The organism is Microbacterium sp. MTN4-26 (genome assembly GCF_042846595.1).
GTDB classification, from domain to species: Bacteria; Actinomycetota; Actinomycetes; order Actinomycetales; family Microbacteriaceae; genus Microbacterium; species Microbacterium luteum.
In genome coordinates, this window is sequence record NZ_BTGO01000003.1 from 69041 (window position 1) to 83424 (window position 14384).

The following is a 14384-nucleotide window of genomic DNA, read 5'->3' on the forward strand; positions in this document are numbered from 1 at the left end:
CTCGGTGTCGGCGAGGCGGACTAGACTCGTGCGGTGACAGTTCCCGGGATCGTGCGCGCCCTCGAACAGGATGAGTCCTTCGCGGACGCCGTCTCCTCGGCCTCCCGCGACGTCGACGTCTCCGCTCCGACCGGTCTGGATGCGCCGCTGCTCGCCGCCTTCCTGCGCCGTCGGATCGACTCCGGGCGGCCTCCCGTCCTTCTCGCGGTGGCACCGACGGGCCGCCGGGCGGAGACGCTCGGGACGGCGCTGGAAGCGCTCATCCCGAACGTGGAGGTGGTGCATTTCCCCGCATGGGAGACGCTTCCCCACGAGCGGCTGAGCCCGAGTCCCGAGACGGTGGGGCGTCGCCTCGACGTGCTGCGGCGACTCGCCGAGCACGATGGCACGACGCCGTTCGTCGTCACGGCGTCGGTGCGCGGTGCCGTGCAGCCGCTCGCCGCGGGGCTCACCGACGTGCCGGCGATCACGCTGCGTCCGGGCGACCGCGGTCACGAGCTGGATGACGTCGTCGCGGGGCTGGTGGAGCGCGCCTACCACCGCGTCGACATGGTGTCGCGCCGCGGCGAATTCGCCGTGCGCGGCGGCATCCTCGATGTCTTCCCGCCGGTGGCCGACCATCCCTACCGGGTCGAGTTCTTCGGCGACGAGGTGGACCAGATCCGCGCGTTCTCCGTCGCCGACCAGCGGTCGCTGCCGGGAGAGGTCGCCCTCGTGACACTCGTCGCGAGCCGGGAGCTGCTGCTCACCCCCGCGGTGCGCGAGCGCGCCCGGGCACGCCGAGACGCCCTGCCCGGCGTGCGGGGCATGCTGGAGAAGATGGCCGAAGGCATCCCGGTGGAAGGGATGGAATCGCTCCTGCCTGTCCTCGTGGATGATCTCGTGACCCTCGCCGACTACCTCCCGGAAGGCTCCGCGCTCGCACTCGCCGATCCGGAACGGTCGGTCACGCGTGCGATCACCCTGAGTGAGACGAACCGCGAATTCCTGGATGCGGCGTGGTCGGCCGCGACCGCCGGCGCCCAGACGCCGGTCGACCTCGGCGCCGGCGATTTCGTCACCCTCCCGACCCTGCGCGAGCGGATCACCGAGCGCGGCGGCGTGTGGTGGACCCTCAGCGGGTTCGACTCGGGCGCGGCCGACGCGTCGGCGGAAGGGCTCATCGACGTGGATGCCGCCCTCGAAGCCGCTGCCACCGTCAAGGTCGCCGCGGCAGCGGTGCCGAGCTTCCAGGGCAACGTCGACGGCGCGACCGAGCACGTGCGGGGTCTGCTCTCGGACGGCTGGCGCGTCGTGGTGACCGCATCCGGTCCCGGACTGGTCGAGCGGGCGCGCGACGTGCTGAGCGAGCGGGGGATCGCCGCGCGGATCGTGGACGGCATCGATGGCGACGTGCCCACGGGCACCGCGCAACTCACCTGCGCCGTGCTCGAACGGGGTTTCCAGTCCGACGGTGCGAAGTTCGCGGTGCTCACCGAGACGGAGTTCTACGGCCGCACCATCGGCGGCGACGCGCGCGTGGTGAAGAAGCTCGCCTCGCGGCGCCGGAACGTCGTCGACCCGCTCCAGCTCAAGCCCGGCGACTTCGTCGTGCATGCCACGCACGGCATCGGCAAGTTCGTCGAGCTGGTGCAGCGGGAGGTGTCCTCGGGCGGCCGCAACGCCGTGAAGAGCCAGCGGGAGTACCTGGTGCTCGAGTACGCGCCCTCCAAGCGCGGCTACCCCGGCGACAAGCTGTTCGTGCCTACCGATCAGCTCGACCTCCTGTCGCGGTACGTCGGGGGAGAGGCACCCGCGCTGTCGAAGATGGGCGGGAGCGACTGGGCGCAGGCGAAGGGGCGCGCCCGCAAGGCGGTGCGCGACATCGCGGTGGAGCTCGTGAAGCTCTATTCCGCGCGCATGGCCGCGAAGGGATACGCCTTCGGGCAGGACACGCCGTGGCAGCGCGAGCTCGAAGAAGCCTTCCCGTTCGCCGAGACGGCCGACCAGCTGCAGACGATCGACGAGATCAAGGCCGACATGGAGAAGTCCATCCCGATGGATCGACTCCTCTCCGGCGACGTCGGGTTCGGCAAGACCGAGGTCGCCGTGCGCGCGGCGTTCAAGGCGATCCAGGACGGCAAGCAGGTCGCGATGCTCGTTCCCACCACGCTCCTGGTCAAGCAGCATCTCGAGACCTTCGCCGAGCGCTTCGCCGGCTTCCCCGTCAAGGTGCGTGCGCTGTCGCGCTTCCAGACCGACAAGGAGGCGCGACAGGTCGTCGCCGGCCTCGCCGACGGGTCGATCGACATGGTGATCGGCACCCACCGCATCCTCACCGAGAAGGTCGTCTTCAAGGACCTCGGGCTGATGATCATCGACGAGGAGCAGCGCTTCGGCGTCGAGCACAAGGATGCGCTGAAGAAGCTGAAGACCAACGTCGACATCCTCGCGATGAGCGCGACCCCGATCCCGCGCACGCTGGAGATGGCGGTCACCGGCATCCGCGAGATGTCGACGCTCGCGACGCCGCCGGAGGATCGTCATCCGATCCTGTCGTTCGTCGGTCCCCGCAACGACAAGCAGATCGCCGCGGCGATCCGGCGTGAGCTGCTGCGCGAGGGACAGGTCTTCTACGTGCACAATCGGGTGCAGTCCATTCAGCGCGTCGCGGCCGACCTCGCCGAGCTCGTGCCCGAGGCGCGGATCGCGGTGGCGCACGGGCAGATGGGCGAGCACCAGCTGGAGCAGGTGGTCGACGACTTCTGGGAGCGTCGAGCGGATGTGCTGGTCTCGACGACGATCATCGAGACGGGCCTGGACATCTCCAACGCGAACACGATCATCATCGATCGCGCCGACAAGTACGGTCTGAGCCAGCTCCACCAGCTGCGCGGACGCGTCGGACGCGGTCGCGAACGGGCGTACGCGTACTTCCTCTACGACGACGGCAAGCCGCTGTCGGAGACCGCGGCCGACCGACTCGAGACCATTGCGGTGAACAACGATCTCGGTTCCGGGATGCAGGTCGCCCTCAAGGACCTCGAACTGCGCGGGGCGGGAAACCTGCTCGGCGCCGAACAGGCCGGACACATCGCCGGCGTCGGGTTCGACCTCTACCTCCGGATGATCGGCGAGGCCGTCTCGCAGTTCCGCGGCGAGGAGACCGAGGGCCCGACGGAGCTGCGTCTGGAACTGCCCGTGCAGGCGCGCATCCCCGAGTTCTACATCGACAGCGAGCGGCTGCGCCTCGAGGCCTACCAGAAGCTGTCGGCGGCCGCGGCCGCCACGGCGGCAGACGACGCCATCGACCTCGTTCTCGAGGAGCTCGCCGATCGCTACGGCACGCCCCCGGAGGAGGTCGCGGGGCTCATCTCCGTGGCGCGGTTGCGGCGCCGGGCGGCGCGTTCCGGGCTCGCCGATGTCGTCGCGATGGGTCCGAACCTCCGGATCGTGCCGGCGCACCTGCCCGACTCGATGCGTGTGCGCCTGCAGCGCCTGTATCCGAAAGCGAAGCTCGTCGCGAACGGCGACGCGCTCGTCGTGCCGCTGCCGACCGCCGGCGGTGCGGCCCTGGCCGATGCCGATCTCCTGTCCTGGGTCGGCCAGCTGCTCGACCAGCTCTGGCCGCTCGCCGCCGAGACCGAGAAGGCCGCGGTGTCCTGAGGCTCGTCTCCGCGCGAGCGGCAGGATGTCGTTGCCGCGCGCGCGACCGGCGCATCGGGCCTGTGTCAAGCTGATTGCCATGCAGAGAGTGCATGTCAGCCGGGTGATCGCTGCCGACCCGCGACGGGTCTACGAGTTCGCAGCGGATGCGCGTCATCTTCCGCTCTGGGCCGCCGGTCTCGCTCAGGGCGATCTGGTGATCGACGGGGACCGGGTGCACCTCGACTCGCCCATGGGTCGTGTCGAGGTGCGTTTCGTCGCCCGGAACACGCTCGGGGTGATCGATCACGACGTGACCCTGCCCTCAGGCGCCACCGTGACGAACCCGATGCGCGTGCTCGCGCATCCTCAGGGGGCGGAGATCGTCTTCACCGTGCGTCAGATCGAACTGACCGACGCGGACTTCGCCCGCGATGTCGCCGCGGTCCGCGCAGACCTGGATCGTCTCGCGGCGCTCATCGAAGCGGATCGCGGAGCCCGAGGATGATCACTCGCTGACCGATCGCCTCTCGCGGATCGCGACGAGGAGGATCCCCGTCCAGAAGAGCGCGAGCACGGTCGACGCGACGGCCAGGAACATCCGCCACCCGTCGGGATCCACAACGACGGCCCAGACCCAGACGGCGGCCATCCCGAGCCAGACGACCGTCTGCAGGACGACGAGTGCGAACTGACGCGTCGTCAATGAATGGACGAAGGAACTCCACCACGCGCTCACGCGTCGACGCTAACACCCCGGCACGGGATCATTAGGCTCGAGGGATGAGCGATCCGATGCAGGTACCTCCGTTCGTCGCGATCGACGGTCTGGACGGACTCCCCGGTGACGTGGTCCTCGCCGACGTGCGCTGGTACCTCGACGGTCGATCGGGCAGAGAGGCCTACGACCGCGGTCATCTCCCCGGGGCGGTCTTCGTCGATCTCGAGACCTGGCTCTCGGCGCCCGCGTCACCCGAGGGTGGTCGGCACCCGCTTCCTCCGCCGGAGGTCTTCGCCGAGGGGATGCGCACACTCGGCATCTCGGATGACGACACCGTCGTCGCCTACGACGATCAGGGCGGGGTGATCGCCGCGCGGCTGGTCTGGATGCTGCGCGCCAGCGGTCATCGCGCCGCGCTGCTCGACGGCGGACTCGGCGCCTACCCCGGAGACCTTTCGACGCAGTCGCCGGTGCGGGAGCGGTCGCACTTCTCGGTGCGGGATTGGCCTGCGGATCTGCTGCTCGCCGCTGACGACCTCCTCCGCGACGGTGTCATCGCCGTCGATGCACGCCCCCGGGAGCGCTTCGCCGGCGACGAGGATCCGGTCGACCCCCGCCCTGGACACGTCCCGGGTGCGCGGAGCGTGCCCTGCCGCGAGAACGTGGCTGCCGACGGGCGGCTGCTCGCCGCTGACCGCATCCGGGAGAACTTCGCAGCCGTCGGGGTCGACGCGAACAGCGTCGCCAATGTCGCGGCGTACTGCGGCTCGGGCGTCACCGCGTGCCACAACCTGCTGACGATGGAGCACGTCGGGATCGGTCGTGCGCGTCTGTATGTGGGCGGCTGGTCGGCCTACAGCGCCGACCCCTCCCGCGCGGTCGAGACCGGCGCCTGACCGCGGTCCGCGTCGGGTGAGCAGCGTCCATTCGGCGGTCACAACTCCTCCCTTTCGAGCCGTTCGAGCCCGGTTCCGACCGGTCCCGCTTCGAATGCCTCGAAACTTGAGGAGTTGTGGACATCGCCGCGCTGGGAGCCGGCCGGCGTAACCGGCCGACGGGGAGGCCCGCGCTCAGCGGGTGACGGGGCGGCTCAGCGGGTGGAGGCCCGCGCTCAGCGGGTGAAGGGGCGGTCGTCCGAGGGCCCGACGTGCTCGACGATCCATCGCCGCAGCGGCTCGATCTGCTGCCAGGCGTGCTGGATGTCGTCGACAGTCGCCTCCCGAGGCAGCGGCCGCAGCGCGGCGTAGTGGGTCAGACGAAGGCGCACGATGCGAGGGTGCTCCCGGTCGTAGCCGCGCGGCGCGGTCTTCAGCGGCGGCCCGGCGAACGTGAAGCCCGCCGCCTCGATGTCATCGGCGATGCGCTCGAAGGTCGATCCGGTGGCATCGTCCTCGATGGCCTCGCGGCCGCGTCGCAGTTGTCCCCGCGAGGGCTGATAGAGCCCGCCGCCGACTTCGATGCCGTCCGCCGACACCGACAGGTAGATGCTCGCGATCGTGCCGGCGACCATGGCGGCGTTCGTCTTGTAGGGCGACTTGTCGGCGCTGAAGCGCACATCTCGATTCGGCCGGAACACCTTCGCCGAGCTGTACCCCGCTTCGGCGATCTCGCAGAGCATCTCCAGAGGCTCCCGGATGAGTCCGTCATATTCCTCGCGGTGCGCGGTGAACCATTCCCGGGTGTTGTCCGCCGCCAGACGCTCGTAGAATCCGAACGCCTCGGGCTCGAACAATCGCCCTGCCGCGTGCTCGCCCATTCCGTCCTCCTCGCGCCGCAATCGTATCGAGGCGTCGCGCCGGCCGGATGCGGCTGGCTACGATGGCGCTGACCGCCGTCGACGAGGAGGCGCCATGCGATTCGCACATCTGGGAGCAGTTCCGCGCATCCACCCCGACGCCGTCGTCGCCCCGACGGCAGTGATCAGCGGAGACGTGACGATCGGCGCCGGTTGTCAGGTTCTGCACGGTGCGGTGATCACGGCTGAGGGGGGAGCGGTCACGCTCGCGGAGAACGTCATCGTCATGGAGAACGCACTGGTGCGGGCGACGGCCACCAACCCGGTGCATGTCGGTTCCCATGTGCTCGTCGGACCCATGGCCAGCATCTCCGGAGCGGTCATCGATGACGAGGTCTTCCTCGCGACCGGAACCCGCGTGTTCAACGGAGCGCACATCGGCGCGCGCAGCGAGGTGCGCATCAATGCGGTGGTTCACCTGCGCACGGTGCTCCCGGCGGACACCGTCGTGCCCATCGGCTGGGTGGCCGTCGGTCAGCCCCCGCAGATCCTCCCGCCCGAGCGCGACGAGCAGATCCGGCGGGCCCAGCGTGAACTGGACTTTCCCGGATACGTCTTCGGACTCGACCGGGAGACCCCAGACCTCATGGTGCAACTCACCGAGAGGTACGGGCGCTCCCTCGCCCGTCACGCGGACGACGAGGCTCTCTGACGCAGATCAGCCGGTGTTCTGCAGACCCGCCGAGACGCCGTTGACCGACAACAGCAGCAGGCGCTGCTGGTCGGGGTCGAGGTCGCGGCCGTGCGCGGCGTCGTCGCGCAGGGTGCGCAGCGCCCGCAGCTGGAGCAGGGACAGCGCGTCGACGTACGGGCTGCGCAGCTTGACCGCACGCTGCAGCACGGGCTTGTTCGCCAGCAGCTCGTCGCCGTCGGTGATGCGCACGACCCACGCGCGGGTGAGCGCCATCTCCTCGCGGACCAGCGTTGCGAGCTCCTCGCGGTCGCCGAGGTCCAGGTAGCGCATCGCGATGCGGTCGTCGGTCTTCGCGAGACTCATCGCCACGTTGTCGATGAGGGTGCGGAACAGCGGCCACTGCTCGTAGGCTCGTCGAAGCTGACCCTCGTCGCCGACCGCCTCGAGGGCCGTTCCCAGACCGAACCAGCCGGCGAGGTTGATGCGGGCCTGCGACCACGCGAACACCCACGGGATGGCACGCAGGTCGGCCAGGGACTCGACCGACAGCCCGCGTCGCGCCGGGCGGGATCCCAGCGCCAGCAGCCCGATCTCCTCCATCGGCGTCACCTGCGCGAACCACGGCGCGAAGCCCGGTGCGTTCACGAGCGCGGCGAAGCGGTCGCGGCTGGCGGCATCCATCGTCGCGCCGATCGCGTGAAATCGCTCGGCGGCGTGGCGATTGGTGCGCTCCACGGAAGGCGAGGAGGCCAGGAGCATGGCGGCGGCGACCTGGTCGATATGGCGCTTGGCGATCGCCGGCTCGCCGTAGCGGGCGAAGATCACCTCGCCCTGTTCGGTGAGCTTGAACCGGCCGTCGACGGAGTGCGGCGGCTGCGCGAGGATCGCCGAGTTCGCCGGTCCGCCGCCGCGCCCGAGAGCGCCGCCGCGGCCGTGGAACAGCGTCAGCTCGATACCGGACTCCTTCGCCCAGTCCGCGATCGCCGCCTGGGCCTCGTACAGCGCAAGAGTCGCCGCGACCGGGCCCACGTCCTTCGACGAATCCGAGTACCCGAGCATGACCTCGAGCCGGTTTCCGGTTTCGCCGAGACGGGCCGCGAACGCCGGATGCTGCACGATCTCGCGCAGGATGCCGGGCGCGGCCTGGAGATCTGCGAACGTCTCGAACAGGGGGATGACATCGAGGACGGGCGGGGTGGCGCCCTCGCCGACGGCGTAGCGGGCGAGGCGGTGCACGTTCGCGAGGTCCTCAGCCGACTGCGTGAACGACACGATGTAGCGACCTGCCGCACGCGGACCGTAGCGGTCCTGCAGGAACTTCACCACGCGGAAGACCTCGAGCACCTCCTCGGCGAGCTCGGACCGCTCGCCGCCGGCATCGAGTTCGTCGAGCACCTTGCGGTGCACCGCGGAGTGCTGGCGCACCTCGAGTTCGGCGAGGTGGAAACCGAAGGTCTCGACCTGCCAGATCAGCTGCTGCAGCTGGCCGTAGGCCTGCCGCGGTGCGCTGGCACTGACCAGGGAGTCCTGCACCACGCGAAGATCGGCCAGCAGCTCGTCCGGCGTCGCGTAGGCCAGATCAGCGTCACGGGTGCGGGTCGCGGCGATCTTCCGTGCCGCCAGCAGCACGACGCTGCGGTGCAGCTCGCCGGGGGAGCGCTTGGCGATGTCGCGCGCCGCATCCTCGTCGGCAGAGCGGAGCCGATGCCACAGCGACGTGACGGCGTCGCTCGGCGGCGTCGTGTCGACGTCGAGGGTGAGGGTGCGTCCGATGCGGAGGGCCGCGCGCTCGAGACCGAGCAGCACGTGCTCGCTGGCGATCTTCGCCGCCTTGCGTGTCACCGACGCCGTCACGAACGGGTTGCCGTCACGGTCGCCGCCGACCCAGGATCCGATCCTCACGAACGGGCGCACCACGGGGGAGCGGCTTCCGGCGGCCGGTCCCTGCAGCGCATCGTCGACGCGACGGTAGACCTCCGGGATCGACGTGAACAGGGTGTCGTCGAAGACCGCCATCACGGCGCGCACCTCGTCGGTGGGCGACGGCTTCTCGGCCCGAAGCGGGCCGGTGCGCCACAGCGTGTCGATCTCCTCGAGCATCTGCCGCTCGGTCCGCCCCTCGTCGGCGCCGTTGCGCAGCGTCGCGTCGCGTTCCTCCAGCAGCTCGGCCAGACGGCGGATGCCCGTGGAGATCGCTCGCCGGCGTGCTTCGGTCGGGTGGGCGGTGAAGACAGGGTGGAAGCGCAGCGCCTGCAGACGCTCGAGGGCTGAATCGTCGCCGATCTCGGCGGCCAGGCGCACGAAGGCCGCAGCGACCGAGTCGGTGGCGTCCTCGCGGTCGGGGCGGCCGTCGCGCTGGCGCAGCACCCGCACGCGCTGGTGCTCCTCGGCGAGGTTGACGAGGTGGAAGTAGCAGGTGAAGGCGCGGGCGACCTCTTCGGCGCGGTCGATGCTGAAGGAGTCGGCGATCGCCTCTGCCCGGGCGAAGGCCTCCGGGGTCGCATCCGTGTATGCCTGGATCGTCGCCGCGCGCAGTCGCTCGACATCCTCGAACAGCCCGGGTGAACCGCTCTCGCGGAGCACCCGTCCCAGCAATCCGCCCAGCAGGCGCACGTCGGCGCGCATCGTGTCGGGGATCTCCTGGCCGGCTTCGTAGCGGCCGACGAGGTCGATCGCCTCGGTGTTCGTCAGTTCGCGCATGCGTTCAACGCTAGCGGCGTCGACGGTGTGCTCCGGACACGGGGAGGGTCGTCGGGTCCTCGCTCCCGGCGCCGGTAGACTGGGAGCTTGGTGTGCCGGGAAGTCTGGTCGGCGTCGTTCAGCGCATCCCACCAGACGAAAGGACCCGATGTCCCAGTCTCCTCAGTCGCCCCCGTTCCTGTCACTGTTCCGGTCCGAGCGCTTCCCCGCGATCGTCCTGCTCGTCGCCGCTGCGGCAGGCCTCGCCGTGGCCAACTCTCCCGCTGGGCCCGCCGTCGATGACTTCATGCACGTGTACATCGGCATCCCGGAGTTCTTCGAGCTGTCGGTGTCGCACTGGATCAAGGACGGCCTCCTCGCCCTCTTCTTCTTCGTCGTCGCCGTCGAGCTGCAGTTCGAACTCACCAGCGGCCAGCTGAACTCGGCCAAGAAGGCGTTGCAGCCGGCGATCGCCGCCGCGGGCGGCGTGATCGTCCCGATCGTCATCTACCTCGTCATCGCGCACGGCTCCGACGCGGTCAACGGCTGGCCCATCCCCACCGCGACCGACATCGCCTTCGCCCTCGGCGTGCTCGCGGTGTTCGGCAAGGGGCTCCCCTCCGCCCTCCGCGTCTTCCTGCTCGCTCTCGCGATCCTCGACGACATCGTGGGCATCATCTTCATCGCCGTGCTGTTCACGAGTGACGTCAACTACGGCATGCTCCTGGGGGCGGCGGGGCTGGTCGTGCTGTTCGGCATCCTCTCCCGCCGCGTCGACACCCGCGCCCGCATCCCGATCACGATCGCCTTGATCGTCATCGGCGTCGTGACGTGGGCGCTCGTGTACAAGTCGGGCGTGCACGCCACGATCGCCGGCGTCGCGCTCGGCCTCGCGATGAGCCAGCAGCCCGCCCTCCACGCTCGACACGTGCTGGAGCCCTGGGTGAACGGCCTCGTCCTCCCCGTCTTCGCGTTCTCCGCCGCGCTCGTGGTCATCCCCCAGGTGAGCGCGGGCGAGCTCTCACCCGCCTTCTGGGGTGTGCTCGTCGCTCTGCCGGTCGGCAAGATCATCGGCATCTCGATCTTCGGATGGATCTCCCTCCGCGTCGGTCGTCGCGAAGGCCCGCCGGCGCTCACCTTCACCGACCTTCTGGCGGCGGGCTCGCTCGGTGGGATCGGGTTCACCGTCTCGCTGCTGCTGTCGGAGCTCGCCTTCGCCGAGCATCCGGAGATCCGCGATCAGGCGACGCTCGGTGTTCTCGCCGGGTCGATGGTCTCGCTCGTGCTCGCCGGTGTTCTCGTATCGTGGCGGGCATGGCACTATCGCCGTCTCGAGCAGAAGACCCCCGCGACGACCGCCTGAGCGATCCGCTCCGGCAAGCCGCCGACACGATGCGCGCGGTGCGTGACCGGTGCGTCTGGACGCAGCAGATCGACCATCGCGCACTCGTGCCGTATCTCGTGGAGGAGAGCGCCGAGCTCATCGACGCGATCGAGGCCGGCCCTCGGGCGGAGATGAGGGAGGAACTCGGCGACCTGCTGTGGCAGGTGCTGTTCCACGCCGAGATCGCCTCGAGGGATGCCGAGGACCCCTTCGACATCGACGACGTCGCGCGAGGGCTGACGGAGAAGATGGTGCGCCGGCACCCTCATGTGTTCGCCGGTGCCGTGGCGAACACTCCGGAAGAGGTCCTCGTGCACTGGAACGCCGCGAAGGCGGCCGAGAAGCACGAGCGGCAGTCCGTTCTCGATGGAGTATCGCACCACATGCCGTCGCTCGCGCTCGCGCAGAAGCTCGTCGGCAAGGCCGCGCAGGTGGGCGTGGGCGATTCGTCTCGCTTCGCTCGCGGGGCGACCGTCCCCCCGGTCGTTGAGCGAGGGAGCGGAGCGACCGAGACGAAACGCCCCGAGTCCGAGCACGACCTCGGCGACGCGCTGCTCGCCCTCGTCGCCGTGGCCCGCGAGAACGGCTGGGACGCGGAGCGGGCCCTGCGTGAGCGCCTGCGCGGGCTCACCGCAGACGTCCGTGCGGCAGAGGGTGGGGCGGCCGACCTGGAACAATAGCCGGGTGGCATCCGTGAACCCGCCGCGCGGCATGCGCGACTTCCTCCCCGCAGACAAGGCCCGCCGCGAGCGAGTGCTCGCCGTCATCCGGGAGCGCTACCGCGCCCACGGCTTCGACGAGATCGAGACCCCCGTCATGGAGGAGTACGCGCGCCTGCATGCCGGCATCGGCGGTGACAACGAGAAGCTCGCCTTCAACGTGCTCAAGCGCGGGCTGAATGCCGAAGCGATCGTCGCGGCGGCCGAAGACCCCGCGGCGCTCACCGATCTCGGGCTCCGCTACGACCTCACCGTCCCGCTGGCGCGCTTCTACGCGACCAACCGCGGGCAGCTCCCCACGATCTTCCGGGCGGTGCAGATCGCGCCCGTGTGGCGAGCCGAACGACCGCAGAAGGGGCGCTATCGGCAGTTCATGCAGTGCGACATCGACATCATCGGGGATGCGTCCACCCGTGCCGAGGTGGAGCTGATCACTGCGACGCTGGACACCCTCGATGCCCTCGGGCTCGAGGGTGGCTCGGTGCGCATCAACGACCGGCGCCTGCTCGACGCGATGCTCGAGCACTTCGGCTTTCCCGTCGAGGAGCGCCCGAGCGTTCTCATCACGATCGACAAGCTCGACAAGATCGGCCCGGACGGGGTCCGTACCGAGTTGCTCGAGCGCTCCGGTGCGCGCGCGGCCGTCGAGGCCTTCGCGGAATTCCTTTCGCGCGAGCCGGAAGAGGCATCCGGGTTCGGCGTCGAGGCGATCCGCGCCGCGCTGCCCGCGGGGCTGGATGGGGAGGCGGTCGCTGCGCTCGGTGAGATCGGCGCGGCCGTCGCCGCCGCGCGCGGCGCCGGTGTGGCGCTCACGTTCGATCCGTTCCTCGTGCGGGGGATGGGGTATTACACCGGCACCATCTTCGAGGTCGCGCACCCGTCGGTGCCCTACTCGCTCGGCGGCGGCGGACGCTACGACGGCATGATCGGACGCTTCCTCGGGCAGGAGGCGCCGGCCGTCGGCTTCTCGATCGGCTTCGAGCGCATCGTCGACCTCGTCGCGGACCAGGTCGACCAGGTGACCCCGGCGATCGTGCTCGTGCACGACCGGGATGTGCCGGTCGCCGAGCTCGCCGCGCTGAAGGCCGCGTTCATCCGTCGCGGTCAGCGGGTGCGGCTCGAACAGCGACCGAGGAACCTCAAGACCCTGCTCGAGCGGGCTGTCGCGGACGGGTACTCCCACTTCGCGGCGGTGACCGCCGGGGCGCACATCGATGACCTCGAGGTCAAACCGCTCGAGTGAGGCGTCTGGCCGCATCCGTTCACCGCGGCGTCAGCCCGGGTTCACGTCGACCCGGTCGAATCGGCGCATGAGCAGGGCCGGGACGGGCGTCGTGGTCGGGATGACCGCGGCGGGGGCGGTCGTATCGTCGATGGTGGTCGTCCGCATCGCGCTGGCGCGGCAGGCGGCGTACGCCCGCCGCGTGATCGGGAAGCCGCTGGGGGAGGATGCCCTCGAGGCGGACCGGGTGTGGCGGCGCAAGCTCGACGGCGAGCCGCTGGAGCTGCTGATCCTCGGTGACTCGATCGCCGCCGGTCTCGGCGCGACGCGACGCAAGGAGACGCTCGGGGCGCGCATCGCCAAGGGCCTCGCGAACAGGGCGCGGCGACCCGTGCGCCTGCGCACGGTGGCGGTCGTCGGATCCGAGTCATCGGCGCTCCGCGAGCAGCTCGATGACCTGCCGGACGAGTACGAACCCGATGTCGCGGTCATCGTCGTCGGCGGGAACGACATCACGCACCGCGTTCCGGTGGCGACCTCCGTCTCGCACCTGACCGAGGCGATCGCACGCCTCCGCTCGCGCGGAACGCAGGTGGTCGTCGGCACGTGTCCCGATCTCGGTGCCCTCCGTCCGGTGCCGCAGCCGCTTCGTTCGCTCGGATCGCGCATGTCGCGCCAGCTCGCACTCGCTCAGGCGGACGCGGCCGTCGCCGCCGGCGCGTATGCGGTCTCGCTCCGGCACGCCGTCGGCCCGTTCTTCATCTCGCAGCCCGATGAGATGTTCAGCCTTGATCGCTTTCACCCGAGCGCGCTCGGCTACCGCCGCACAGCCGAGGCGCTGCTGCCCGCCGTCGCCGGCTCTCTCGGTTTCGGTCGCACCAGCGCCGCCACACGCCACCCCCGCGGCGACGCTTCCTGACGGGCTCCGCCGCCCCGGCGCGCCGCCGCGTGCCGGCGTCGACGCCCGTCGCTTTTCCTCCCCGCTCGGCCCTAACTCAGGCTGGACGCGCCGGGGACGGGGCGACACGCCGACAGGACGCGTCCCGCGCCTCGCGCAGCCTGAGTTCGTGCACGGACGTGGTCGCGACAATGGCCGTGGTCGCGACCGCGACCGTCACCGTCGCGGTCACGAAGAGCGCCGCCCCCTGGCGCGCCGCCGCTCGGCGCCCGTTCCGCCTCGCGTATGGCCCTAACTCAGGCTGGACGCGCCCGGGGCGGGGCAACACGCCGACAGGACGCGTCCCGCGCCTCGCGCAGCCTGAGTTCGTGCATGGTCGTGGTCGCGACAGTGGCCGTGGTCGCGGCCGCGACCGTCACCGTCGCGGTCACGAAGAGCGCCGCCCCCTGGCGCGCCGCCGCCCGGCGCCCGTTCCACCTCGCGTATGGCCCTAACTCAGGCTGGACGCGCCGGGGAGGGGCAACACGCCGACAGGACGCGTCCCGCGCCTCGCGCAGCCTGAGTTCGTGCATGGTCGTGGTCGCGACAGTGGCCGTGGTCGCGGCCGCTACTTCGACTGCGGCCGTCACGAAGGGCTCCGCCGCCGGCGCGCCCTGATTTGCCGGCGCCCGATGCCGTTTCGCCTCGCGCTCGGCCCTAACTCAGGCT

General features: G+C 70.4%; 11 protein-coding genes. 8 read left to right on the plus strand and 3 right to left on the minus strand.

Translation table 11 applies throughout. From position 1 onward, the window contains the following. Nucleotides 1-33: 33 nt before the first annotated feature. Nucleotides 34-3645, plus strand: a complete 3612-nt coding sequence (gene mfd / locus ACGG9C_RS03195; protein ID WP_390178231.1) for a transcription-repair coupling factor — start codon at nt 34-36, stop codon at nt 3643-3645. A 79-nt stretch (nt 3646-3724) separates the two neighbouring features. Next, complete coding sequence (locus ACGG9C_RS03200; RefSeq protein WP_390178232.1) at nt 3725-4132, plus strand: SRPBCC family protein; 408 nt, start codon at nt 3725-3727, stop codon at nt 4130-4132. Here ACGG9C_RS03200 and ACGG9C_RS03205 read toward each other — a convergent pair whose 3' ends face one another. Next, nucleotides 4133-4363, minus strand: coding sequence for a hypothetical protein (locus ACGG9C_RS03205; RefSeq protein ID WP_390178233.1), 231 nt, complete (start codon nt 4361-4363; stop codon nt 4133-4135). 44 nt (nt 4364-4407) lie between these two features. Here ACGG9C_RS03205 and ACGG9C_RS03210 point away from each other — a divergent pair, with 44 nt between their 5' ends. Beyond that, nucleotides 4408-5241: a sulfurtransferase gene (locus ACGG9C_RS03210; RefSeq protein WP_071042859.1), complete on the plus strand. Its 834-nt coding sequence runs from the start codon at nt 4408-4410 to the stop codon at nt 5239-5241. 215 nt (nt 5242-5456) lie between these two features. Here the strand turns inward: ACGG9C_RS03210 and ACGG9C_RS03215 are convergent, their stop codons facing one another. Beyond that, entirely contained in the window at nt 5457-6101 is a 645-nt protein-coding gene (locus ACGG9C_RS03215) for a DUF2461 domain-containing protein (protein WP_071042860.1), read from the minus strand. A 94-nt stretch (nt 6102-6195) separates the two neighbouring features. Here ACGG9C_RS03215 and ACGG9C_RS03220 point away from each other — a divergent pair, with 94 nt between their 5' ends. Continuing rightward, entirely contained in the window at nt 6196-6792 is a 597-nt protein-coding gene (locus ACGG9C_RS03220; protein ID WP_071042861.1) for a gamma carbonic anhydrase family protein, read from the plus strand. 6 nt (nt 6793-6798) lie between these two features. Here ACGG9C_RS03220 and ACGG9C_RS03225 read toward each other — a convergent pair whose 3' ends face one another. Then, nucleotides 6799-9474 (minus strand): phosphoenolpyruvate carboxylase, encoded by a 2676-nt coding sequence (locus tag ACGG9C_RS03225; RefSeq protein WP_390178234.1) that lies wholly within the window; start codon nt 9472-9474, stop codon nt 6799-6801. 148 nt (nt 9475-9622) lie between these two features. On the opposite strand from ACGG9C_RS03225, the gene nhaA reads away from it, so the two are divergent. From nhaA to ACGG9C_RS03245, 4 genes are all read left to right on the plus strand, one after another. Beyond that, the gene (nhaA, locus tag ACGG9C_RS03230) at nt 9623-10816 is read left to right on the plus strand and encodes a Na+/H+ antiporter NhaA (RefSeq protein WP_390178235.1); all 1194 of its coding nucleotides are present in this window, start codon (nt 9623-9625) and stop codon (nt 10814-10816) included. Then, a complete protein-coding gene (locus ACGG9C_RS03235; RefSeq protein WP_071043350.1) occupies nt 10768-11517 on the plus strand; it encodes a MazG family protein in 750 nt (249 codons plus the stop codon). The genes nhaA and ACGG9C_RS03235 overlap by 49 nt, the downstream gene beginning before the upstream one ends. Before the next feature lie 31 nt (nt 11518-11548). After that, the gene (hisS, locus tag ACGG9C_RS03240; RefSeq protein ID WP_390178248.1) at nt 11549-12799 is read left to right on the plus strand and encodes a histidine--tRNA ligase; all 1251 of its coding nucleotides are present in this window, start codon (nt 11549-11551) and stop codon (nt 12797-12799) included. Between the two features lie 67 nt (nt 12800-12866). Further along, entirely contained in the window at nt 12867-13697 is an 831-nt protein-coding gene (locus ACGG9C_RS03245; RefSeq protein WP_194384948.1) for an SGNH/GDSL hydrolase family protein, read from the plus strand. Nucleotides 13698-14384: the final 687 nt, after the last annotated feature.